Below are 23,679 nucleotides of genomic sequence, written 5' to 3'. Positions count from 1 at the left end.
ATCGTGTGTGTGTGGTCGTGAAGAGGAATTATAAGTAAAATGCGTTTATCTCCCGTATTGCTGGCAGCAGTAGCAATTGCAGTCCCTTTGGGCGGCTCATTGAGTGCAAATGCAGAAACCGCCAACAGTTCAAAACAGACAACAGAAGTTTTGACACTAGAAACAAATCAGCAGCCAGAAAAGGATACTGGTCAGAGTAACTCTAGTAAAAGTTTAGAATCTCGATCTAAATCCATAGGAGTTACAGAGGGGGAGCATCAGCAATCGCGTGTTGTCGCAATTTACCCTGCCAATCCAGCAGCAATCGCGACTCCAGAGGTAATAAGACCAACCTCCACAACGCCAAAAGCTGCACAAACCCCTCAAATCATTCCCAGCCCTACTCAACAGCCGTCTCCCGCTCCAGACATTCCAGCGCCAGAAATTCAACAACCAACGCCTTCCCCAACTCCTGAGACTACTCCAGTCCCAGAAAATGTTAACCCACCGACAACGGAACCTTTATTACCCACAACTCCAGAACCATCAGCCACTCCAGACATTCCCCCCCCAGCTAGTCAGCAAAGAACACCTGCCCCCCGCCCAGGTGCTACTCCCAGTCCGCAGAATGTTAACCCGCCGACAACTCCGGGAAATACTCAACCCAACACAGCCCCAGAAACCAATGACCCCCGTGTACTGGTGTCGGAAGTAGTAGTTAGATCACAGTCCGGGCAACTACCAACAGAACTAGAAGAGCAAGTTTACAAAGTAATTCGTACCCAACCAGGACAAACAACAACCCGCAGCCAACTTCAAGAAGATATTAACGCCATCTTTGGTACTGGCTTCTTCTCCAACGTCCAAGCAACGCCAGAAGATACCCCCTTGGGAGTGCGAGTGAGTTTTGTTGTACAGCCTAACCCCGTCCTGAGCAAAGTAGAAGTGCAAGCCAATCCTGGCACTGGTGTTGCTTCTGTACTACCAGCTAATACTGTAGATGAAGTATTTAAGGGGCAGTATGGCAAAATCCTCAACTTGCGTGACTTGCAAGAAGGCATCAAGCAGTTAAACAAGCGGTATCAAGACCAAGGTTACGTACTAGCCAACGTGATTGGAGCGCCACAAGTCTCTGAAAACGGAGTTGTTACCTTGCAAGTAGCAGAAGGGGTAGTAGAGAACATTAGAGTCCGGTTCCGCAATAAAGATGGTCAGGAGACAGACGAGAAGGGACAACCAATTCGGGGACGGACACAGGATTACATCATTACCCGAGAAGTGGAGTTGAAGCCAGGACAAGTATTCAATCGCAACACAGTGCAAAAAGACCTACAGCGCGTGTATGGACTGGGACTGTTTGAAGATGTGAATGTGTCCCTTGACCCTGGTACTGACCCCAGCAAGGTGGATGTAGTAGTTAATGTAGCTGAACGCAGCAGCGGTTCTATTGCGGCTGGGGCAGGGATCAGTTCTGCTAGCGGACTTTTTGGAACAGTTAGCTATCAACAGCAAAACCTGAACGGTAGGAATCAAAAACTGGGGGCAGAAGTACAGGTAGGAGAACGGGAACTGCTGTTTGACCTGCGGTATACCGACCCCTGGATTGCAGGAGATCCTTACCGGACTTCCTATACAACTAATATTTTTCGCCGCAGTTCCATTTCGTTGATTTTTGATGGCAAAGATGAAGATATTAGGACGTTTGATGCAGCTAATCCCACTAATACAGATTCTCAGGATCGCCCCCGCATACTCCGTATAGGTGGTGGTGTCACCTTTACCCGTCCCCTGTCCTCTAATCCTTACAAAACTTCCGTATGGACTGCCTCAGCGGGTTTACAGTATCAACGAGTTTCTGCCCGTGATGCTGATGGCAATCTCAAAAAAACAGGAGCGGTATTTGATGATAATACTGGAAACCGTATCAGTGATGAAATTCCACTAACTCTCTCTAGCAGCGGTCAAGACGATTTACTACTGTTGCAAGTGGGGGCACAGCGCGATCTCCGTAATAACCCCCTGCAACCTACTAGCGGTTCTTATCTCCGCTTTGGAGTCGATCAGTCAGTCCCAGTGGGGCTAGGCAACATTTTCCTCACCAGATTCCGGGGTAGCTACAGCCAATATTTACCCATCAAGCTGATTAGCCTCAGCAAAGGGGCACAAACCTTAGCCTTTAACCTGCAAGCAGGAACTATCCTTGGTGACTTGCCTCCCTACGAAGCTTTTACCCTTGGGGGTAGCAACTCCGTCCGGGGTTATGAAGAAGGAGCATTAGGTAGTGGACGCTCTTATGTGCAAGCATCAGTTGAGTATCGGTTTCCAGTTTTTTCAGTAGTCAGCGGCGCACTATTTTTTGATCTCGGCAGTGACCTGGGAACTAGTACTAGGGCGGCTGAAGTGTTGAACAAAAATGGCAGTGGCTTCGGCTATGGTCTTGGCGTTCGCGTCCAGTCTCCACTGGGGCCAATTCGGATTGACTATGGTATCAACGACGATGGCGATAGCCGGATTAATTTCGGTATTGGCGAAAGATTTTAATTTGTCATTAGTCATTAGTCATTGGTCATTAGTGAATCACAAAGGACAACTGACAATTAACTTTTTTGGATTAGCTTGCTAATTTTTACATTTACCTCAATACTGTTCCGATAAAGGGATTAATGACATTTTTCGGGGAATATCAGGGATTTTACCAAAACAGACGATGAACAATACTAAAGGAAATATATTGACTTTTCGGCTATGCAACAGCACACTCTAGCAGCCCAAATCACCCAAATAGGGGTGGGACTGCATAGCGGTGTGAGTACCCAAGTGCGGATACTACCAGCTGAGGCGGGTAGTGGACGCTACTTTGTGCGGGTGGATTTACCAAATTTACCGATAATTCCAGCCCAAGTTGCGGCAGTTAGTCACACTGTTCTCTCAACTCAGTTGGGTAAGGGTGAGGTATCTGTTCGCACGGTAGAACATTTGTTGGCAGCGCTTTCGGGTATGGGCGTAGATAATGCCCGGATTGAAATTAATGGCCCAGAAGTCCCACTTTTAGATGGTTCAGCAAGTGTGTGGACAGCCAACATTGCTGAAGTTGGCTTAGTATCACAACCTGTTAACAACCAAGTTCCCAAGGCTATTACAGAACCAATATGGGTCTATCAAGGGGATGCCTTTGTATCTGCTCTTCCAGCACCAGAAACCCGCTTTAGTTATGGTATTGATTTTGACCTGCCGGCTATTGGTAATCAATGGCATAGTTGGTCACTAACCGCTGAACTAGGAAAAGCTTCTGCTAGCTTTGCTGCGGAAATTGCTCCTGCCCGTACTTTTGGGTTACTGCATCAAATTGAACACTTACAAAAAACAGGGTTAATTAAAGGTGGCAGTTTGGATAATGCACTTGTTTGTGGGCCAGAAGGCTGGCTAAATTCACCATTGAGATTTGCAAATGAGCCAGTCCGTCATAAAATCTTGGATTTAGTAGGAGATTTAAGTTTACTGGGAACTTTTCCTCGTGCTCATTTCTTAGCGTATAAAGCTAGTCATAATTTACACATTCAACTGGCTCAAAGAATTTTAGATTTGGGGTTAGAACTAAAGCCGAAGATCCTAGATTATTAAGGCTTTGGATATACGCCTACTCAACTTTCAGATAAAAAATCAACTACACGGCCAATGTCAATCCTCACTGAAGTGAATATCACCGATACGACTACACCTACATCTACCGAACCACAGGCTATAAATGAGACTACAATCAGTTCTGAGATTAAAACAACTTTCACATCTGAAGAAATTCAGAAATTGCTACCCCACCGTTACCCATTTTTACTTGTAGACAAAATAATTGACTACGTTCCAGGTAAAAAAGCTGTTGGCGTTAAAAATGTCACCATCAACGAACCTCATTTCCAAGGACACTTCCCTGGACGTCCACTGATGCCAGGGGTGCTAATTGTTGAAGCAATGGCACAAGTTGGGGGCATTGTCCTAACTCAAATGTCTCCGGTAGATGGCGGGCTGTTCGTCTTCGCTGGTATCGATAAAGTCCGCTTTCGTCGCCAGGTAGTACCGGGGGATCAACTAGTAATGACGGTGGAACTGTTATGGGTAAAACAACGTCGTTTCGGTAAGATGCAAGGTCGTGCCGAAGTTGACGGTCAACTTGCTTGTGAAGGGGAATTAATGTTTTCTCTAGTCAACTAAAAGTTTGCTTTCGTGGTGTGGGCATAGCCGTGAAATGCCCTTATTGAATCCTGAAAAAGGATAACAGTTAAAAAAATCCACAACAGCATCTGATAATTTCTTGATTTTCGACGCCCTCTCTACGAGATGCTACTCGAACACACTTAACTTGCTTTGCCCGACACTTTCGTTCACTGAAATACTTAACGCTCTACCAGTCGCCTTGATGGGACGGTAGTCTGTACAACTCTCTTAACCAGAGTAACACGCTGCCTTAGAAACCCTACTTGGCGCTGACTTATCAAGACAGTTCTGGAGATTCACCCTTGAAAACGCTAATTCATCCAACTGCTGTAATTCATCCTAAATCGGAACTCCACCATACAGTGCAAGTCGGTGCCTATGCTGTGATTGGAGCGCATGTCAAAGTGGGCCCTGAAACAATAATCGGCGCTCATGCAGTGCTAGAGGGGCCTTGTGAAATTGGGGCGCAAAATCAGATTTTTACAGGTGCGGCCATCGGCATGGAACCTCAGGATCTGAAGTTTGTAGGAGAACCAACCTGGGTCAAAATTGGTGATAATAACTTGATTCGTGAGTACGTTACCATTAACCGCGCTACCGGTGCTGGTGAAGCGACGGTGATTGGTGATGGCAATTTGCTGATGGCTTATGTCCATGTGGCTCATAACTGCGTGATTGAAGACCAAGTAGTGATTGCTAACTCTGTGGCGTTAGCAGGTCATGTCCATATAGAGTCACGCGCTAGACTGAGTGGGGTTTTAGGTGTCCATCAATTTGTGCGTATTGGTAGACATGCAATGGTAGGAGGCATGGCACGTATTGACCGGGATGTAACCCCATATATGCTGGTGGAGGGAAATCCGGCGCGGGTGCGAACCCTCAACCTTGTTGGACTCAAACGGTCTGGTATGGACTCAGCAGATTTGCAAATGCTGAAAAAAGCCTTCCGCATTCTCTACCGTTCTGATTTGTCCTTTAAGGATGCTTTGGAACAGTTGGAACTATTAGGGGATAGCGAAGAATTGCAGCATCTGCGTCGCTTCCTGCTACTTTCTCAGATGCCAGGAAGGCGTGGCTTGATTCCTGGTAAAGGGAAAAAAGGCGCGAGTGATGAATCGTGAGTTAGGAGTTATGAGTTATGAGTTGATAAATTAAATTTTTTAATTCATAACTCCTCATTCCTAACTTTTAACTGCTAACTCCTCACTTTTAATTCCTCACTCTAACTCCTAACTTTAATGATCAAATGCGGATATTTATCAGCACTGGCGAAGTATCTGGCGATTTACAAGGGTCGCTGCTAATTACAGCGCTGAAGCGTCAAGCTGTGGCGATTGGGTTGGAATTAGAGATTGTGGCCCTGGGTGGCGAAAAAATGGTAGAGGCTGGGGCAATTCTGCTGGGAAATACCAGTAGTATTGGCTCAATGGGTATTCTAGAAGGGCTGCCTTATGTTTTACCAACTCTTCAAGTGCAACGTCAGGCGATCGCTTCCCTAAAGCAAAATCCTCCTGATTTAGTGGTGCTGATCGATTATATGACTCCCAATCTGGAAATTGGGACTTATATGAAACGGCAGTTACCAGATGTGCCTGTAGTGTATTACATTGCTCCCCAAGAGTGGGCTTGGTCATTAAGTTTGCGTAGAACTAACCGGATTATTGGCTTTACAGACAAGCTGTTGGCAATCTTCCCACAAGAAGCGCGTTACTTTCGCGAGAAAGGGGCAAAAGTTAGTTGGGTAGGGCATCCTTTAGTTGACCGAATGCAAGATGCTCCCAGTCGCCAAGCAGCTCGTGCCACACTGGGGATTGCACCAGAAGAAATTGCGATCGCACTCCTCCCCGCCTCTCGCCGCCAAGAACTAAAATATCTTTTACCAATTATTTTTCAGGCTGCCCAAACTATTCAAGCTAAATTACCTGAAGTTCGTTTCTGGATTCCCCTGTCGCTGGAAGTCTATAGACAGCCAATTGAAAAGGCTATTGAGCGCTACGGTTTACGGGCTACGGTTCTGTCAGGTCAACAAAAGGAAGTTTTTGCTGCTGCTGATTTAGGCATTAGCAAATCTGGTACTGTCAACTTAGAACTTGCTCTATTAAACGTGCCACAAGTGGTAATTTACTGCCTCAGTCCCCTGACTGCTTGGATAGCTCGGAAAATCCTCAAAGGTTCAATAACCTTCGCATCGCCACCCAATTTAGTAGTGATGAAGCCGATTGTACCAGAATTTTTACAAGAGCAAGCCACACCAGAGAATATTATCCAAGCAGCGATGGAACTGCTACTCAATCCCAGTCGCAGAGAGCAAACTTTGCTAGATTATGAAGAAATGCGGCAAAGTTTAGGAGAAGTTGGAGTTTGCGATCGCGCTGCTCAAGAAATTTTGCAAATGCTGCCGCGGACTGGGGATTAGGGACTGGAGACTGGGGAAATTTTGTATATTTAATACTCAATACTCAATTCCCAATCCCTTTAGAGGTGTCATGGCTTATGAGATGAAAAAACAAAGAGCGATCGCAGTTGACTTATTCGCTGGCGCGGGCGGTATGACTCTTGGCTTTGAGCAAGCTGGTTTTGATGTGCTAGCCTCTGTGGAAATTGACCCAATTCACTGTGCAACACATGAGTTTAACTTTCCTTATTGCTCAGTGTTATGTAAAAGTGTTGTGGATACAACCGGGGAAGAAATTAGGAATCGGTCTAAGATTGGCGATCGCGAGATTGATGTGGTAATTTGTGGCTCACCATGTCAAGGATTTTCCCTAATTGGTAAACGGGCTGTTGATGATCCCCGAAACTCTTTGGTGTTTCACTTTCATCGGCTGGTTTTTGAGCTAAAACCGAAATTCTTTGTGATGGAAAATGTTCGGGGTATCACAGTTGGCCAACATAAACAAATCCTCCAAACCTTAATTAGCGAGTTTAGAATTCACGGCTATCAAGTAGAAGAAAATTACCAAATTCTCAACGCTGCAAATTACGGAGTACCACAATCTCGTGAGAGATTATTTCTCATAGGTGCAAGGGAGGATGTAGAGTTACCGAAATACCCCCAGCCGATTACTAAAAAAGCATTATTAAATAATTTAGTTTATAAAAAAATATCTGACATCCCATTGAGTCCCACAGTATTGGATGCAATTGGAGATTTACCTGAAATAGAAAAATATCCAGAGTTACTAACAAGAGATTGGGTTGTAGGAGAATACGAAAAGCCTAGTAACTATGCTCTTGTACTTCGCGGTATCAAATGCCTAGACGATGATTATTCTTACAAACGAGAATATGATTTGCGAATACTTTCTTCAAGTTTAAGAACAAAACATTCTGCGGAAACTATTCAACGTTTTCAAGAAACTCAACAAGGCGAGAGAGAAAAAATTAGTCGTTTTTATAAGCTGCATCCTGCGGGTGTTTGTAATACTTTAAGAGCCGGAACAGACAAGTATAGGGGTTCTTTCACATCTCCTAGACCGATTCATCCATCTACGCCGCGCTGTATCACCGTCAGGGAAGCGGCGAGATTGCATTCTTACCCGGATTGGTTTAGATTTCATGTAACCAAATGGCACGGATTTCGGCAAGTTGGTAACTCTGTACCACCTTTACTAGCAAAGGCTGTGGCGGCGGAAATTATTCGCAGTTTAAATATTTTGCCTTTTAAGCCGAGTTTCCGATACAAGTTAGGAGAAGAGAAGCTACTACAATTTAATATGTCGCAAGCGGAACAATATTATCAGCGTGACTGATAAGAATACACTTTGTAATATGTGCAAGCTTGGGCTAAGTCCAAGTACGGAAGAATGTACTATCTTCCCAGATATTAGCAGCCGCCAGTGCGATCGCTGTTAATTCTTCCTCTTTGAGGGGCAGAAAAGCCCGCGCTATCTTGACATTATTCTCTAATTGTGAAACAGTTTCTGCCGCAATTACACAACAATGTACTCCAGGTTGAGACATTGTGTAACCTAAAGCTTGCTCCATACCTGTCAACCCACCTGATTTAAACAGCCGACCATAAGCCGGGACTTTCATCGCAATCACACCGACATTTTTTTCTTGAGCAACTGGTAGAACCACTGGGATAAATGGCCGTGGGTGGTGTTTGTCGGCAGCATTCACAGGAATCAGTGTCGTGTGGAAAGGATAGCGACGTAAGCCTTCGGCAATCACTTGAGGGTCGTGATGTCCGGTAATACCTGCGAACCGTACCAATTTTTGTTGTATGGCTTCTTCTAAAGCTTTAATTGCACCAGATGGACTAAAGATGGTGTCGAGTTCTTCAGAAAAAGAAACGTGATGTAATTGCCACAAATCGAGATAATCTGTATTGAGACGTTTAAGCGATCGCTCCAATTCTCGCCATGCTCCATCCCGATCTCTTTTATCAGTCTTGCTTGCTAGAAACACCTTTGAGCGATGGGGTGGTAGCACTTTACCTAAATAATCTTCACTCGGCCCATAACTAGTTGCTGTATCAAAGTAGCGAATGCCAAGTTCCAGCGCTCTTTGAATAATTGCCACAGCATCACCCTCTTTTCCTTCCCAGGATAGCGGCGTTTGTCCTGCTCCTCCTAACCCGAAGATCGGGAGTTTTACTTCTGTGCGTCCCAGCACCCGTTCTGGCATAGCTGCTGGCGGTGTTGCGGTGTTGGTAATATTTTGCCCAAAAGTATTAGTTGCCACAATACCTCCAGTTACAGCAATGCTGGTTATTAGGAAATTACGCCGCGTTTTTCCTTCTGTCATGATTGGCTTTGGGGGCGAAATTACTTTTATTATAAAATTTTAGCTAAGAGCAATTAACTGGATATCCTTCTAAAGCATAGATCCATCACATTTCATCAGGATAGGTGAGAATAAGTGCGATCGCATTACTTGCCACCGACGGCATTTTTCTCAGCGTAGTTGATATTTTTCTGATATTCTATGATTTTTTGCTGGGCTATGGCATAATTTGGGCTAGAAGATGGCACATTTTTCATAAATGCGATCGCAGCTTTCCACTGACTCACAACTGCTTTCCACTCATCTGGAGATTTTGCTGATTGGGTAAGGTTAGCTGCATTAATTGCTTTACTTACTGCCTCTCGAGATGTATCAGTTTGATGTAATTACTAGTTTTGCAAAAGCTCCGGTTTGATACTCTTTCTCTACACTTCTACATGAGGAAAATTAAATACTAACGTTCTTTTGTAATCACAGAACTACCATTACTAATACTTACTTTTTGAATAAAAACATCAGTACAAGAGGATAAAATATCAGTACTTATTTGATTAGCAATAAATTCAAAATCTTGGTTTGTTAATCCCTGTGCGGTATCGCCACTTAAGTTAATACAAATAGTTAAATTTTGAGGATTACTAGAAGACTGTTCATTATCTATCGCTTCTATTTCAAATTCTACCATGCTCAAATCAAACTCTTTACTCCAAGCTGGAAAATCTTTACCAGTTTGTTGTCCATAAACTTTCACAATTTCAACAGATGCAGCCCCTAAAGCGGTTAAACCTTTGCGAATAAATGCAACTAAAATTTGCTGATTTGGTACTTGGGCAGATTCTAGCATTACCTCTAAGCAAGCATCTTTAAAGGTAACTTTTGCAGTGATCCCTTTGGGGTGTAGGTGGCGGTTCATCAGAGATGCGATCGCCTGGGTGTCTCCCTGTTTTGCAAGTTTTAGAATATTTGGCTGTGTCATAACCAGTAAAAGAGAAAATCTAGAAAAACAAACTTATATTCTCAGGATTCCCTCTTAACAGCCTTAAGTAACATTATGATGCAAGATATGAACTAACTAGGGCTAAAATGTCTAGTATAAAGATAGTCATTCACAGACTTTTGCAAAAAATATATTTTCCCTGGAGCAACATCAAAAACTATTGGTTTTGTGCTTGCCAAATTAACAAGATTAAAATTAATCAGTTTAATTCCAATTTTCAATATGAAGTTTTATCGAGTTCATGCTTGGCCCTCGACGCTAGAAGAAGCCATAGTTATCCAAGAAAAGCTGCAAGATCAAGTAATTACTGAAGATCAACTGCAAGAACCTATCCAGTACGTTGCTGGAGTGGATATGGGTTTTGAAGCTGATGGAACCATTAGCCGTGCAGCTGTCGCAGTACTGAGTTTTCCTGATTTGCAAGTAATCGAGACAAGCCTAGCACATCGTCCTACAACCTTTCCTTATGTTCCTGGATTCCTCTCATTTCGGGAAATTCCAGCTGTCCTCGATGCCCTGGAAAAAATTAAAACAACACCAGATATCATCTTGTGTGATGGTCAGGGAATTGCTCATCCCCGCAGATTAGGTATAGCTAGCCATTTAGGGTTACTTATAGATATACCGACAATTGGTGTAGCTAAGTCGAGGTTGATAGGTAAGCATGAAGAATTGGCAGAAACTAAAGGTAGTACGCAACCACTGATATATGACGGTGAAACCATTGGGGCAGTTTTGCGATCGCGCACAGGAGTAAAACCTCTGTACATCTCTAGTGGTCATCGAATTAGTTTACCGACAGCAATTGACTATGTATTACGCTGCACGCCCAAATATCGGCTGCCAGAAACTACACGCATTGCTGATAAATTAGCATCAGCGAAATAAAGCTTGTTGAAGTTTTTTCTAAATACTTGCTTGCACCTACTCAATCATGTTAGGAATCGCACAGAAAGAAGTTGAAGTAGCTAAATACGATTTACGAAGTTAGAACAATGAACGCACTAACTTTACAGTGGCACGATGCAGGTCAAGATAAAACTCAGAACATTTACGAACAACAGCCAAGTCAAAATCATGGCACTGTCCGCATCGGTCGTGACCCCCTCCGGTGCGACATTGTTCTGAGTCACCCCACTGTCTCTGGTCTGCATGTTGAAATATTTTTTCATCACCAGCAACAGCGCTTTTATATCAGGAATTTGCGATCGCAAAATCCTCCCGTTGTCGATGGACGGCAATTAGTCCAAGGTGAAATGCCTTTAATTGAGGGCACTAGTATCTCTTTGGGACAAATAAAACTCGACGTTACTGGCATTTCCACAGGTAGTATTCCAGCAACAATTTTGCTGCCACCCCATCCACTAGTACACGGACATCACCACCATCCATCAACACCCCCCGCGCCACCGCCAGGAGTTTATGGCTTAAAATGCCCCAAATGTCATAAAGTTTCGCCAGGAGAGAATCTACAAATTGGCTGTCATTGGTGTGGCACATCTTTAGCTGCGGCTGTGAGTGTGTTGGTAGCACCAGGTACTTGAGGAGAAGTGCAGAGGAAGCAGGGGAAGAATTTCTAACTCTTACTCTTGACAAATGACCAATGACAAATGACAAATGACAAATGACAAATGACTTACAAATCCAATTGAGTTGGGAAGAACCAGCTACGGGAGAACGGCGAGAACCACTGTTGAGTATGCCGATCGCTTTTGGTCGAGAATTTGCTCGCTTACCTGCTGAAATCAGAGGAGTGCGGGTTTCTCGGATGCTGCTTAACAGTAACGAAGTTTCTCGTTACCATGCCCTAATTGACTGGGAACAAGACCATTTAGTAGTGATTGACCAAGGTAGCGTTAACGGTGTCTATGTCAATGGTCAACCACAAACGCGCAGTGTTCTGGTTAGTGGCGATACGTTACAAATTGGCCCATATCTGATCGCAGTGACATTTGGTGCTAGCGCCTCTGCACCAGATACCAGCCCCCCTTCAACGATTCACTTCAACGCAAATACCAATCGCCCAGACCCCAGCTTGCCTGTTGTCCAGCCGCTAACGCCGGTGGCAAGTAATTTCCCGCCATTGGCATTTCAGGCACAAAAGGTTTCTGTGCAAGCACTTCATGCTACGGGATTACCAGTAGATGAATCTGATTATCTAGCGATCGGGGCGGGATTGGGTAGCTTTTTATGGGCTGATTTGTTGCGAATTAGTGGTGTACGTGCTGACAAAATTGTGGCTTTGGGATTAGAGGCGGAACCTTATGCCCGTTACAAGCGCCTTTGTCTGAATTCGCAAATTCCTCTATATGAAAGACTGCGTTCTAATTCTGACTCTTGTCCTGATAATATTTGGGGCTGGCCTAGTTATGCCTTGCGAGAAGCTTGGGGTGACTTAGCTAAGGGACAGATAAACTCAGCATTCAAGTATTTGTGGCAAGTGTTTGCTGAACCAACATTTGCAGAAACTTATACTCCTCGTGCGGGTAATGTTTTTGATTCCATAGACCGAGAGACGAAGCGCATTGGCTGGAATCAAATTTATCGCTATGGACGAGTTAGGATAATTCGTAAAACTGATGATGGCAGATATTGCGTAGCCTATTCTCGTGGCCCAGGAAATTATGCTTTTCTAGTTAGTCGTTATTTACATTTAGCTACTGGGTATCCAGCAATTCAGTTTCTACCAGATTTGCAAGCTTATAGGGAAAAATATCAAGATTTTAAATCTGTCGTCAATGCTTATGAAGCCCACGATCATGTTTATCAGCAACTAGAGCAACAAGGTGGTACGGTATTGATTCGGGGGCGGGGCATTGTGGCTTCGCGGATTGTGCAGCGGATTTACGAAGCCAGAAAACGAAATCGGAATATTGCAGTTTTGCACTTAATGCGATCGCCTAAACCTCAAGGTAACAAATTTCAAAGAGCCACGCGCCTAGTCAAAAATCATTACGAATTTCAACCCTTTAACTGGCCTAAAGCCTGTTGGGGCGGCGAACTCCGGGCAATGTTAGAAAAAGCCACCCCCGATGAACGCAAACGCTTATTAGCCGATTGGGGTGGAACTACCACCGCCGACCGCCAGGACTGGCAGCAAATTACCGCCCAAGGGTTAAGCGAAGGATGGTATCAAATTACCTTTGGAGAGGTGCTGGATGTAGAACGAGATGCCCAAAACCGGACTATTACCCGTATCCGAGAACAAAGCTTTGGGGAAATAAAATTGCTCGCTGACTTTATTGTTGACGCTACCGGACTGGATGCCAAGGTAGATACCAATCCTCTTTTAGCAGATTTGGTGAAACATTACAACCTCCCAGTGAATAACCTGGGGCGATTGACTGTAGCAAACAATTTTGAATTAGTAGAAATGCGTAGTGATAGAGGTCAAATGTATGCGGCTGGGGCTATTACTTTAGGTGGCCCTTATGCAGCAGTTGATAGTTTCTTGGGCTTGCAGTACGCCGCATTAGTCGCCGTTGATGGACTCGCCGCCACCCATGCGCCAGGAGTCCATCGTTTGAATACTATAAGTTCTTTTAGGCAGTGGTTGAAGTGGGTATTAAATCAGTCACCTTAGTCTAAGAAAGTAGAAGGAATTTATAGTATTTACCTAGCTGTTTTTCCAATTAAGTTGGATGGCAAAGCAGGCATTCACTTACATTACCAAAAGCTCTGCTGAAAGTAATCTGGAAATTGAGGTGAAGTGTAAGTTTCCAGAAAAACAAAAACCTGATTCACAGTAACAGCAAAAAATTATTCGCACAATGTAGGGGTAGTAAATGCCTATTAAACTCCCAACTTTCCTGTATTTATAATCTTATTAACCAAACGTAATTGCTGCGATCGCTTCAAAAATTTCACCCAAGATTGCTCTGACAACTGGGAAATGGCATTTGGTGATAGTGTTGCCGTGAAAATCTCTTTGCCACTGCTAACACCACTAACACCTAAACTTTCTAAAACAGTAGTTGCCACAGAATCTAAAATCGGTTCAGTATGGATGAAAACCGCCAAACTAGTTTCTTCTGAATCTTGAACATCATTCAGTGCTGTAGCAAGAGCGGCATCTAGTTTCTGATAATTCATCAGCAACTCCTTGGTAAAGAGGGTAGGCAACTTTTGCCTACTCTAACTTATCAAATTTATCGGTTATTATTGCCTACCCTTTTACAGAAATAATATCCATCTTTCTCAGTCCAATTACAGATTTAAGGCATTAATCACTCCATAACCCCATTTATCATCAAATGTGCCTGCGGGTTTTCTGGGAATTGCACTATTTTTACGTAGCAAGTCTTTTACAGCAGCCGGATCAAGTTGAGGATTGCGCTGTAACAGCAGTGCTACTAACCCACTGACGAACGGTGTCGCCATACTCGTACCAGCCTGAACCACAAACTTGGAGTTAATCATCGATGAGCGGTCAAAATTTGCATCGGCGGAAAGCGTGGAAACAATCATTGCTCCTGGTGCTGCTACATCTGGTTTATGTCCATCATTCCGTAGAGGCCCTTCACTACTGAATTCCGAAATACTATGCAATTCTAAGCCCATTTCTCGCACTTGGCCATCAATATCTGTGTACTTAGTTTTAGTAGTATAGGCGGCAACTGTAATTGCACTGCTGGCCGCTCCTGGGGAACCAATTTTTAACGCATCTTTCACACTTTTACCTGTGAAAAACACTGACGAAGTATCATCTAGTGTCCACACATCTAAACGTGTGTCAGTTGAAGAAGTATTGCGGACTCGCAGCTGCCAAATACCTCCCATTACTTGCGAGGGGCCAACACCACGTATTTGCACAAAGAAGTTATGGTCGCTGTTGGCTTGATCTGGCCCTGGTGTCGCTAATTGCACCCGTGCATCTGGTAACTGGTAATCTTGTGCGGCATTGCCCTCAGTAATTATTTTTTGGAAGGGAGTAACAAAACCGTTAGGACTCCGCACAGACACTTCCAATTCGCTGTCTTTGGAATACCAAGCGTTTAACCAAACTATGCCTATTTGGTTCAAAGGAACATTAAAGCGCATACCACGGGTGCGTCCACTGGGTATTGTCGCTTGTCCATGAATGTTAGCGTTTCCTTCGTTACCAGCCGCACAGCAAACAATTCTTCCAGGGCCAGTTTCGGCGTCGATAACTTTGGATAAGGAATCACTACCATCATGAGCATCAGCATGTCCACCCAAGCTGAGATTCACCACTGCTGGGCGTCCCAACTCTCTAGCGACTCGGAAAATGTAACGGACGCCATCAGCAATATGGGCATCCTGTAAATCTGATCTGACGACAACTAATTCCGCCTCTGGTGCTACACCGCCATAGTTAGCATCGGCACAGCTGGCAATACCAGCAACGTGAGTCCCATGACCGCCAGTATCCTGAGAAATTGTCAGTTGCGCTCCCGTAAATTCAGCCCCATAGCCGCCCTCCGTCACTCCTGGGCCTGGCAGTGTTTGATCCCAAATGTGTAAAATTCGTCCAGCAAAGGCGGGGTGTTTCGGATCAATCCCACTGTCTATAATGCCGATGATTACTCCTTTACCAGTCAGTCCGGTTCGGTTCTTGAACTCCGGCAGTTTGACTGTTCCCAGCGCAGTGTCCATCCTCAAATGAAGTTTGCGTGATGGCTTAATCCGCTGAATCACATCTTCTTCAGATAAGACATCTAAACTCTCTAGCGGTAAAAAAGCCGTCCGCACACTCCCTGAGTTTTGATTGACTTCAATATTATATTGTGATAAGTAACTCAAGTCTGCATCAGGGTCGCAGTAGATAAAAACAATACTCTTAGTAGGCTTGACTGGACTTTTGTGGGCAATGATGCCCAGCGATCGCTTGTGTGTAACTAAAGCTTGATCTCCTTCATTTTGATAATCTTGAAATGCCAAAAGTAGTCCGGGAGAAAGTTTTTCGTGCCTCATTTTTACCTCCAATTAAATTTATTTGCTGTCAGCAAAGTAGTGATTTTAGCTGGATAAGTGGCTCTAGTATTAACGCAGACTATAGAAATCTGCTTTGATTTGGAGAACTTACTTGTCTTATTAGGCAACACTCAAGCAGCCTCTTTAAGTTGTACTGAGTTTTTTCACGCAATCAAATCGGATTCCGATATAACTTAGGATAATAAGTACTGAAGATACTTGTATACAAGCGATCGCCTCTTGGCAAACTTTGATTAGAGTTAACCACAAATTAAGTTATGCAGATTGTGCTATCTGGGTTTGCTGACAATCTGCCAATAGGTTGTTGCATCAAGAAAATATACATGGATTAGTTTAGATATAATAATGACTCATTCTTTGTTATCCTAACTGGAGAAATTAATGGGTCGCGCCAAAAAGGTTGTCCTGGCATATTCTGGCGGAGTGGATACCTCAGTTTGCATCCCCTACCTTAAACAGGAGTGGGGTGTAGAAGAGGTGATTACCCTAGCAGCAGATTTAGGTCAGGGAGATGAATTAGAGCCAATTCGAGAAAAAGCTCTGAAATCGGGTGCAAGTGAATCCCTGGTGGCGGATGTCAAAGACAGCTTCGTTAAAGATTACGCCTTTGGAGCAATTCAAGCCAACGCCCTTTATGAAAATCGTTATCCTCTAGGAACTGCCCTTGCCCGTCCACTGATTGCTAAGGTATTAGTAGAAACGGCTGAAAAATATGGTGCTGATGCGATCGCTCACGGTTGCACCGGCAAAGGTAACGATCAGGTTCGCTTTGATGTCTCTGTTACCGCCCTGAACCCCAACTTGAAGATTCTCGCACCAGCCAGAGAATGGGGAATGAGCCGTGAGGAAACCATCGCCTATGGTGAAAAGTTTGGTATCCCCTCACCAGTCAAAAAATCCTCTCCCTATAGCATTGACAAGAATTTGCTAGGTCGTAGTATTGAAGCTGGTTTACTCGAAGATCCGTCATTTGAGCCACCAGAAGAAATTTATGAGATGACCAAAGCGATCGCTAACACTCCCAATGAGCCAGAGTACATAGAAATTGGTTTCCACGGTGGTATTCCCACAACCCTCAATGGCATAGCCAAAAAGCCAGTTGAGCTAATTGAAGAACTCAATCAGGTGGTAGGAAATCACGGTATCGGCCGGATCGATATGATTGAAAACCGGCTGGTAGGGATCAAATCACGGGAAATCTACGAATCACCTGCGATGTTGGTGCTAATTCAGGCACATAGGGATTTAGAAAGCTTGACATTAACGGCAGATGTTACCCATTACAAGCGTGGCATTGAAGAAACTTACAGCCAAATCGTTTACAACGGTTTGTGGTACAGTCCACTCAAAGTTGCACTTGATGCCTTTATTCAGAAGACACAAGAGCGAGTCTCTGGAACTGTGCGAGTCAAGTTGTTCAAAGGCAACTCTACGATAGTTGGGCGTTCGAGCGATCATTCCCTCTATACTCCCGATTTGGCAACCTACGGAGCCGAAGACAAATTTGACCACAAAGCCGCTGAAGGCTTTATCTATGTTTGGGGACTACCGACTCGCATTTGGTCACAGCAGGTTAGAGGTTAAGAAGATAAGGGGGATGAAAGGGATGAGGCAGAATCTCTCCCTACTCCCTCATCTCCCCACTTCGACTACTTACTCTTCTGCTGCACCCTTAACTTGGCGAGATTCTAGCCATAGGGGTACAACAATTAAGGCAGCGAGGATCAGTAACGCTGCGATCGCAAATTGACCCACCCAAGCAACCAATTGTTCTAAAGAGACTACTTTGCCTGCAAAAAAAGCTAATGTCACCATCAAACTAGCCCAAGCAACTGCTCCTAACAAGTTGTATAAAAAGAATTTTCCAAAGGGCATTTCAGCTATACCAGCTAGTGGTGCAGCAAAAACTCGTAACAATGCTAAAAAACGTCCAAAAAACACCCCTTTAGCAGCATTTTGACTAAATTGATCTTTAATACTCAGCAGCCGCACTTCAGAAATCCGAAATATGCTACCAACTTTTACCAGAAAAGCCCAACCGCTAACTCTACCAATCCAATAGCCACAAGTGCCACCAATGACAGCACCCATAATTGCGTCACCGAGAACCAGCCAGAAATTTAGTTCATCGCTGCCAGCTAGAAACCCGCCTACTAAGGTCACGGTTTCACCAGGAAGGGGAATGCCTAAATTTTCTAGCAAAATTCCCAAAAAAATTGCCCAATACCCGTAACTGTGAGCAACTTCCTGGATATTTTCTAGTGAAATCAGCTCTAAAGACATTCCGCACCGCCGTCTTTATAAATTTTTACTTTTACTATATCTTTGCTTGTTTTTGGGTGGGGTGTCAATCAAACCAATACATAGAGTCATTAAGTCATTGGTTTAATACTGAATAATCAATAGTTTCTAGTCTATGGTAACTATTAATTTTGACTATTAACTAGACAATTTTTGGAATTTGTTACCACAAGCTCATATTTATTAAAAAAAAATTAAAAAATTTATAGAAAATTTATAAATATGACTTTAAATTGTGAAAATCTTGTAAAAGATACGGTTGATACCGAAATTGTTAGGCGCTTATGCCTATATTGATGAAAGTTATCACAAATTATACGACATGAATACTGAAATAATCTCTCTCAACTGTAGGACTGCAATTGCCCAAATATCTGGGTAAAACAGTCATTTTGCCGTTGTAAGAGAAGAAGTATTGATGTCTTTTTCAATTTTTTGTCAAGTGTTCTAATTACCCTGTTAAATTTATGGCTCTCACACAAGAACTTCAAGTGATTTTGTTTAAACCCCAAGGAAGCATAGATTTGGAAGGCGGTATGGCTTTGAGTGAACAGATGGCTAGAGTAGTGCCTCAAGCTCATCAGCTCTGGGTTATCAACCTAGCAGAAGTGAATTTCATGGACAGTTCTGGGTTAGTCCCTCTAGTAAAAGGGTTAAAAGCTGCACGTCAGAGTGGTTGCCGCTTGGTTTTATGCAACGTGCAAGCTCCTGTACGGTTAATTTTGGAACTTACCCAACTCGATACAGTGTTTGAAATTTTTCACACTTACCAAGATGTTTTTACCACCGTCAAAGATAACAGTCTGGTGCTAGCAGGCTAGATAATAAATCTACCTATAGAAGGATGGTGGAGTCAAGCAATATTTGAATTTTTTCACATTCTCCAAGATAACAGTCTGGTGCTAGCAGGCTGATTCTCTCTTTTGTCTAAAAAAGAATGTTTAGGGAAACTCATGGTTCTGAGCTAGGTAGTATGAAAGGCAGATCAATGAATCTGCTTGTTGGAAGCCATCTACCTAAACCAGCAAAGCAGGAAATGACCAAAATTGGTCAAAGCAATGCAATTCCTTGTGACACTCCCCAGCCTTTTAAAGACAGGGTTTTTCAAATTACTCTCAGCTAATTGCTCTATACCCGACGCAACTAGTGTAAGGAAGCAGGAGGTAAGAAAGGTTAGAATATCAGCCTTTGCGTTATTTCTAGCTCTATAGTTATTTTTGCCTTGATATACTACTTGGATGTCTCCAAGCTGCTTTGCCGCACCAATTTTCTTACCTCTTAAGATTCCACCATAATGGTAATTTTAGGCATTCTGGGGAGTCGAAATGTTAGTTTGTTCGGATGCTGGGCGAGGAAAATTTGGTAAATCAATGCCGCTGTGACTAGCATTGCGAGTTTTGAGTGCCAAACGGTAACTCACACTTTGCAGTTCTGCTTGTAGTTGGCGGTTTTCCCGTTGCAGCATTGCTACCTTTTCTCTCACTGGCGTCATCCGCTCCTCAAACTTCCGACGATAAATTTGAGGCAACTCTTGTACTACTTGCTCCAACATGCGAGTGCGATCAGTAAGTTCTTGGACTGACTGTCGCAATTGGTAAATTTCGGAGTCACGAGTTGTAATTTGTTCTTGATAGAACGCCACCTGCTGCTCCACGGCTTGAAGTTGTTCTTGCAAAGCGTGTAACTGGGTCAGATCGCGCTCAAGCTCCGGCTGCTGGGGCATAAAACTAGTGTTACCTTTTACCAGCCGGAAGAGTTCTTGAGATAGTTGTTGCACTAATTGATCGCGAAGTTGCAACTCTTGGCGTAGCTGCGATACTTCTGTAGAGAGAACTTGGATATTGGGTGTATCAGATTGGATCACAGTAGCTTACAGCTCCCATTCAGAATCTTGTCCACTCTTAGGTATAACTGCGGGAGTACTACCTTTGGCAAGTATTTGTTAATTTAGCATTCCCAGACAAGTCACGAAAAAAGAAAAAGACAAAATTTTATTGAATGGGATTGGGCATTGGGCATTGGTAATAATAGTTATTCTTCCCCTGCTCCTTCTGCTCCCCCTGCTCCCTCATCCACACTCCCTATTCCCTAGGCTGTTGCCGTTGCAGCTACCTTAGCTGGCTTTTCCTTTTCTTCTTTAGGGGGTTTTTCCTCTGCGATTTCCTGCTTAACTGTCAAATAGCGAATCACTTCTTCACTTAAGCGCATGGCTCGTTCAAAGGGGGCGATCGCAGTTGCAGGCGCAGTGTAGTTTAACTGGATGTAGATGCCATCGCGGTGTTTTTTGATTTCGTAAGCCAAACGGCGCTTACCACGATTCTGAATTTGGATATCTTCAGCGCCTTGATCGCGAAGCAAATTCTGATATTTCGTAACTGCTTGCTCTACCTGTTCCTCTCCGAGGTCAGGACGGAGAATGTACATTGTTTCGTAATTTGTAGTCATATTTTTCAGTTTCCTCATGGACAAAAGTGGCTGCTGATGTTAATTTATACCTGATTTTAATTAAAACTGCCAGTATTAATCAACATCTGAAGCAACAAGGAACTATAATCTTACCAGTTTTCAATTTGAATCATTAGCCAAATCGCCGGAGTTTGGATTTTTTGGATGTCCCGAATGAAAACTAGTCCGGGAGGCAACCCCGATATTTCTTTGGCAAGATTGATCGAGCTATCAGCTTCGTCAACGGGTATCTTTCCTTAAGGGTATCTACAGCGATCGCTTTTTTGCTCAAGGCTCAATCATTCGCTAAACAGCTAACTGACGATTGCTACCCGCTCACAGCAACAAAAAAGCAGATAAAAGGATATTCATCAAGGTTATGGCGCAGCGCTACGTGCGAATTCAAAATCCAGAAGGACAGATTTATTATGGGTTACTACAGCTATCCCTAAATGTGCAGGTGCTAGATGCTCCGCCCTGGTTACATGGACAACCCACTGATTTAATTTTGACACCAGAAAATTACCAAATTCTGGCTCCCTGCGCTCCCTCAAAAATTGTGGCGGTGGGTAAGAATTATGCAGATCATGCAGCCGAAATGGGGACTCCAGTACCTTCTGAGCCATTAATATTTCTCAAGCCACCCACGTCGATCATTCCATCTGAGAGGGAAATTAAATATCCTCCCCAGTCACAAAGAGTTGACTACGAAGGAGAGTTAGCACTAGTGATTGGCGATTACGCTTTTGAATGTACACCACAAGTAGCCCAAACCAAAATTTGGGGCTACACCATCGCTAATGACGTAACAGCGCGGGATTTACAAAAAAAGGATGGTCAATGGACGCGAGCTAAAGGTTTTGATACATTCTGTCCTTTGGGGCCTTGGATTGTGCGGGAATTAAATCCAGGAGCGAGATTGCAGACTTTTGTGAATGATGATGTCAATCCAGTCCAATCTGCTTGTATCGATCAGATGGTGTTTTCGCCCGATGTTCTAGTTTCCTATATCAGTCAGGTGATGACGCTACTACCCGGTGATTTGGTGCTTACAGGGACACCAGAGGGTGTAAGTCCATTGCATCCAGGCGATCACGTCCGCGTGGAAATTGAAGGTATCGGTCGCCTGGAAAACACCGTAGCGGCCCGTTAACTTCTAACGCACTTGCATATACACTGCATCGGAAATCGCCGGAATTTCTGCATAACGTCCACTCACAGACTGGATAACTGAATATGCAACTGCTCCTACTATGCCGATAAAAATGGTTGTGGATAAGGTTTGGATTGCAAAACCACCAGAGGGAACTAGTCCCACAACATCAGTTAGGATGCTAAACAAAAAGATAATAATGTCCAAAAGGATCGCTTGCATAGTGTTGAAACGAATAAAGTGACTAATTTTTTCGTTTCTCACTACTAGCAAAAATAAAGCAAAGAAAATAATCATTCCTGCATAACGCACGCCATAGTAAATTCTCAACAATGGCAGAAGCGGCAGAAACAGCAGTTGTAGCGGTGGAAACTCTGAGAGCAAATATTGACCAAATACAAAAACTTCAATTAGAGGAAGCAAATAAGGCAAGGAAGCAAAAATCCGATCTGAAACCGTTGTAGACCCGCGCCAAGACATTATGCGTTCTCCTGTGGTTAAAATTTCAATAGTTACTTGAGCTTAGGATAACGCAGTTGCTTGGTCTTGCTGACAAATTCAACTATTCTATATGGGCAATGCGAAAACCCATCATGCACTCATATTGGTCTGGCTGCTGTTGAGTAAGTTTGCGAATGGCTTGACCACAGCGCAGTTGACCGCCACGCCAACGGGGTTGACCGCTCCCGTCAGCGAGTAAACAAGACTGGCAAACTTGCTCAGGGGCAAGGATTTGATCGTCCATTAAAATGACTAGCATCCAATCCCTCCTGTAAATCCTCATTGTCACCCACATTTCACTCAGGGGAGGATACGCTTTGTAGCGGCTCTTTGAACCGCTTCAGGTAGATGGATACGTTTTGCGCGGTTAAGTGTTGTGATTTGCCCCACCGTGGGCGATCGCAGATGACACTTAAGAGCCACATCCTCTCTTTGTAGCAAAAAGGTGGGCAATGACAATTCAATAAAAATTGTCAAGTGAATCTTAATTTATTCTACGTTGTGTCTATTGCAAATTGGGCATTATAGTAAAAAATAATACAAAATTATTTGCTCTAAATTGACCAGAAACAGCCAATGGGATCTATTGCATCCCGATTAATTTAGGACTGGGGAGTCTCAAACTTAATATTCAGAAAGCAACTAAAGCTTTACACACAAGCAACACAGCTACCCCTTGAAATTCTCTTGAGGTGACTAGTTCAAGCCAGAGAAGTCAAGTAAGTAAAACTGAGTTAACTTCATAGCCATTTAAGTGATGCATTTCCAAAATACTGAGGTAAACTTGCAAGCAAGTTAATACACAATATTACTCAGCGGCTCGTCGGTCTGGGCATCACTCACAATGGAACACTGGCAATTTCTGATACAGAAACAAGGCGCTCGCTCGTGGCATATCCTAGAATCGCCAAATTTAGAAATTTTGGAAGGACAATATAGAGTTTTGGCTCGTACTAACCTTCATAATACAGACGTGGAAGTACGGGTAACTCACTCTTCAACCCAGGAAATTCAACCAACGCGGCGAATTTTCAAGCGATCGCGTCGCACTAATTCAGAAGGTTTAATGGCGGTAATTCCTTTTACCTACTTTCAGTCGGGAGTCTGGGAGTTGCGCTGTTGTGCCGATTTGATGTCGGATCTGCTCGGTAAATCTTGGCAATACAGTGTCCAACTGCAAGTGTTGTCCCAGGTGAGAGAGCAGGTAGGGGAGTATGGGAAGCAGGGGGAGAATGTAGAATCAAATTCACCCGCTCACCCAAATACTGTTTCTGAAAACTGGGAATCTATTGCCCCAGCAGAACCCGCAATTACGTTTGATAAAGCGATCGCTGTATCCAGAGAACTAGTAATTACTACAAACAGCAACCCTGCTACCACTGTTCTGCCAGAAGGGAACTTGGAATCT

General features: G+C 43.8%; 24 protein-coding genes and 1 pseudogene. 14 read left to right on the top strand and 11 right to left on the bottom strand.

Features of this window, described 5'->3' with window-relative positions; translation table 11 throughout:
• Nucleotides 1–39: 39 nt before the first annotated feature.
• The 6 genes from HWQ44_RS21295 (at nucleotide 40) to HWQ44_RS21270 (ending at nucleotide 7,940) form a co-directional block, all read left to right on the top strand.
• Complete coding sequence (locus tag HWQ44_RS21295) at nucleotides 40–2,520, top strand: BamA/TamA family outer membrane protein (protein WP_292722665.1); 2,481 nt, start codon at nucleotides 40–42, stop codon at nucleotides 2,518–2,520.
• 204 nt (nucleotides 2,521–2,724) lie between these two features.
• Nucleotides 2,725–3,600 (top strand): UDP-3-O-acyl-N-acetylglucosamine deacetylase, encoded by an 876-nt coding sequence (gene lpxC / locus HWQ44_RS21290; protein ID WP_292722662.1) that lies wholly within the window; start codon nucleotides 2,725–2,727, stop codon nucleotides 3,598–3,600.
• A gap of 54 nt (nucleotides 3,601–3,654) precedes the next feature.
• The gene (fabZ, locus tag HWQ44_RS21285; RefSeq protein ID WP_292722659.1) at nucleotides 3,655–4,185 is read left to right on the top strand and encodes a 3-hydroxyacyl-ACP dehydratase FabZ; all 531 of its coding nucleotides are present in this window, start codon (nucleotides 3,655–3,657) and stop codon (nucleotides 4,183–4,185) included.
• Between the two features lie 305 nt (nucleotides 4,186–4,490).
• Nucleotides 4,491–5,309, top strand: coding sequence for an acyl-ACP--UDP-N-acetylglucosamine O-acyltransferase (lpxA, locus tag HWQ44_RS21280; RefSeq protein ID WP_292722657.1), 819 nt, complete (start codon nucleotides 4,491–4,493; stop codon nucleotides 5,307–5,309).
• Between the two features lie 125 nt (nucleotides 5,310–5,434).
• The gene (gene lpxB / locus HWQ44_RS21275; protein WP_292722656.1) at nucleotides 5,435–6,604 is read left to right on the top strand and encodes a lipid-A-disaccharide synthase; all 1,170 of its coding nucleotides are present in this window, start codon (nucleotides 5,435–5,437) and stop codon (nucleotides 6,602–6,604) included.
• A gap of 70 nt (nucleotides 6,605–6,674) precedes the next feature.
• The gene (locus HWQ44_RS21270) at nucleotides 6,675–7,940 is read left to right on the top strand and encodes a DNA cytosine methyltransferase (protein ID WP_292722654.1); all 1,266 of its coding nucleotides are present in this window, start codon (nucleotides 6,675–6,677) and stop codon (nucleotides 7,938–7,940) included.
• Nucleotides 7,941–7,974: 34 nt separating this feature from the next.
• Here the strand turns inward: HWQ44_RS21270 and HWQ44_RS21265 are convergent, their stop codons facing one another.
• From HWQ44_RS21265 to HWQ44_RS21255, 3 genes are all read right to left on the bottom strand, one after another.
• Nucleotides 7,975–8,940: an aldo/keto reductase gene (locus HWQ44_RS21265; RefSeq protein WP_292722651.1), complete on the bottom strand. Its 966-nt coding sequence runs from the start codon at nucleotides 8,938–8,940 to the stop codon at nucleotides 7,975–7,977.
• A 125-nt stretch (nucleotides 8,941–9,065) separates the two neighbouring features.
• Complete coding sequence (locus tag HWQ44_RS21260) at nucleotides 9,066–9,206, bottom strand: hypothetical protein (RefSeq protein ID WP_292722649.1); 141 nt, start codon at nucleotides 9,204–9,206, stop codon at nucleotides 9,066–9,068.
• A gap of 167 nt (nucleotides 9,207–9,373) precedes the next feature.
• Nucleotides 9,374–9,895: a hypothetical protein gene (locus HWQ44_RS21255; RefSeq protein ID WP_292722647.1), complete on the bottom strand. Its 522-nt coding sequence runs from the start codon at nucleotides 9,893–9,895 to the stop codon at nucleotides 9,374–9,376.
• A 243-nt stretch (nucleotides 9,896–10,138) separates the two neighbouring features.
• Here HWQ44_RS21255 and nfi point away from each other — a divergent pair, with 243 nt between their 5' ends.
• From nfi to HWQ44_RS21240, 3 genes are all read left to right on the top strand, one after another.
• Nucleotides 10,139–10,804: a deoxyribonuclease V gene (nfi, locus tag HWQ44_RS21250; RefSeq protein ID WP_292722646.1), complete on the top strand. Its 666-nt coding sequence runs from the start codon at nucleotides 10,139–10,141 to the stop codon at nucleotides 10,802–10,804.
• Nucleotides 10,805–10,911: 107 nt separating this feature from the next.
• Nucleotides 10,912–11,460, top strand: a complete 549-nt coding sequence (locus HWQ44_RS21245; protein WP_292722644.1) for an FHA domain-containing protein — start codon at nucleotides 10,912–10,914, stop codon at nucleotides 11,458–11,460.
• Between the two features lie 80 nt (nucleotides 11,461–11,540).
• Nucleotides 11,541–13,499: an FHA domain-containing protein gene (locus HWQ44_RS21240; RefSeq protein ID WP_292722642.1), complete on the top strand. Its 1,959-nt coding sequence runs from the start codon at nucleotides 11,541–11,543 to the stop codon at nucleotides 13,497–13,499.
• A 209-nt stretch (nucleotides 13,500–13,708) separates the two neighbouring features.
• Here HWQ44_RS21240 and HWQ44_RS21235 read toward each other — a convergent pair whose 3' ends face one another.
• Both HWQ44_RS21235 and HWQ44_RS21230 read right to left on the bottom strand, forming a co-directional pair.
• Nucleotides 13,709–14,008 (bottom strand): hypothetical protein, encoded by a 300-nt coding sequence (locus HWQ44_RS21235; protein WP_292722639.1) that lies wholly within the window; start codon nucleotides 14,006–14,008, stop codon nucleotides 13,709–13,711.
• Nucleotides 14,009–14,122: 114 nt separating this feature from the next.
• Entirely contained in the window at nucleotides 14,123–15,850 is a 1,728-nt protein-coding gene (locus HWQ44_RS21230; RefSeq protein WP_292722636.1) for a S8 family peptidase, read from the bottom strand.
• A gap of 402 nt (nucleotides 15,851–16,252) precedes the next feature.
• Here HWQ44_RS21230 and HWQ44_RS21225 point away from each other — a divergent pair, with 402 nt between their 5' ends.
• Nucleotides 16,253–17,455, top strand: coding sequence for an argininosuccinate synthase (locus tag HWQ44_RS21225; protein ID WP_292722635.1), 1,203 nt, complete (start codon nucleotides 16,253–16,255; stop codon nucleotides 17,453–17,455).
• A 69-nt stretch (nucleotides 17,456–17,524) separates the two neighbouring features.
• Here HWQ44_RS21225 and HWQ44_RS21220 read toward each other — a convergent pair whose 3' ends face one another.
• Nucleotides 17,525–18,154 (bottom strand): DedA family protein, encoded by a 630-nt coding sequence (locus tag HWQ44_RS21220; protein ID WP_292722633.1) that lies wholly within the window; start codon nucleotides 18,152–18,154, stop codon nucleotides 17,525–17,527.
• Between the two features lie 485 nt (nucleotides 18,155–18,639).
• Between HWQ44_RS21220 and HWQ44_RS21215 the strand changes: the two genes are divergently transcribed.
• Together HWQ44_RS21215 and HWQ44_RS21210 are read left to right on the top strand one after the other, a co-directional pair.
• Entirely contained in the window at nucleotides 18,640–18,993 is a 354-nt protein-coding gene (locus HWQ44_RS21215; protein WP_292722631.1) for an STAS domain-containing protein, read from the top strand.
• A gap of 167 nt (nucleotides 18,994–19,160) precedes the next feature.
• Nucleotides 19,161–19,295, top strand: coding sequence for a hypothetical protein (locus tag HWQ44_RS21210; protein ID WP_292722629.1), 135 nt, complete (start codon nucleotides 19,161–19,163; stop codon nucleotides 19,293–19,295).
• Between the two features lie 180 nt (nucleotides 19,296–19,475).
• Here HWQ44_RS21210 and HWQ44_RS21205 read toward each other — a convergent pair whose 3' ends face one another.
• Complete coding sequence (locus HWQ44_RS21205) at nucleotides 19,476–20,036, bottom strand: Npun_F5560 family protein (RefSeq protein WP_292722627.1); 561 nt, start codon at nucleotides 20,034–20,036, stop codon at nucleotides 19,476–19,478.
• Nucleotides 20,037–20,260: 224 nt separating this feature from the next.
• A complete protein-coding gene (gene rpsF, locus HWQ44_RS21200) occupies nucleotides 20,261–20,617 on the bottom strand; it encodes a 30S ribosomal protein S6 (protein WP_292722625.1) in 357 nt (118 codons plus the stop codon).
• Between the two features lie 379 nt (nucleotides 20,618–20,996).
• Between rpsF and HWQ44_RS21195 the strand changes: the two genes are divergently transcribed.
• On the top strand, nucleotides 20,997–21,770 hold the full coding sequence (locus HWQ44_RS21195) for a fumarylacetoacetate hydrolase family protein (protein WP_292722624.1): 774 nt from the start codon (nucleotides 20,997–20,999) through the stop codon (nucleotides 21,768–21,770).
• Nucleotides 21,771–21,773: 3 nt separating this feature from the next.
• Here HWQ44_RS21195 and HWQ44_RS21190 read toward each other — a convergent pair whose 3' ends face one another.
• The 3 genes from HWQ44_RS21190 to HWQ44_RS21180 form a co-directional block, all read right to left on the bottom strand.
• Nucleotides 21,774–22,250, bottom strand: a complete 477-nt coding sequence (locus HWQ44_RS21190; RefSeq protein ID WP_292722622.1) for a Tic20 family protein — start codon at nucleotides 22,248–22,250, stop codon at nucleotides 21,774–21,776.
• 82 nt (nucleotides 22,251–22,332) lie between these two features.
• Nucleotides 22,333–22,530, bottom strand: a complete 198-nt coding sequence (locus HWQ44_RS21185) for a hypothetical protein (protein ID WP_179065660.1) — start codon at nucleotides 22,528–22,530, stop codon at nucleotides 22,333–22,335.
• 41 nt (nucleotides 22,531–22,571) lie between these two features.
• Nucleotides 22,572–22,748 (bottom strand): hypothetical protein, encoded by a 177-nt coding sequence (locus HWQ44_RS21180; protein ID WP_292722617.1) that lies wholly within the window; start codon nucleotides 22,746–22,748, stop codon nucleotides 22,572–22,574.
• A gap of 367 nt (nucleotides 22,749–23,115) precedes the next feature.
• On the opposite strand from HWQ44_RS21180, the pseudogene HWQ44_RS21175 reads away from it, so the two are divergent.
• Nucleotides 23,116–23,679: pseudogene (locus HWQ44_RS21175) on the top strand (hypothetical protein); the annotation flags it as partial.

Source organism: Nostoc sp. JL34 (genome assembly GCF_017114945.1).
In the GTDB taxonomy this organism is placed as follows: domain Bacteria; phylum Cyanobacteriota; class Cyanobacteriia; order Cyanobacteriales; family Nostocaceae; genus Nostoc.
This window is presented reverse-complemented; position numbering and strand designations above follow the sequence as displayed.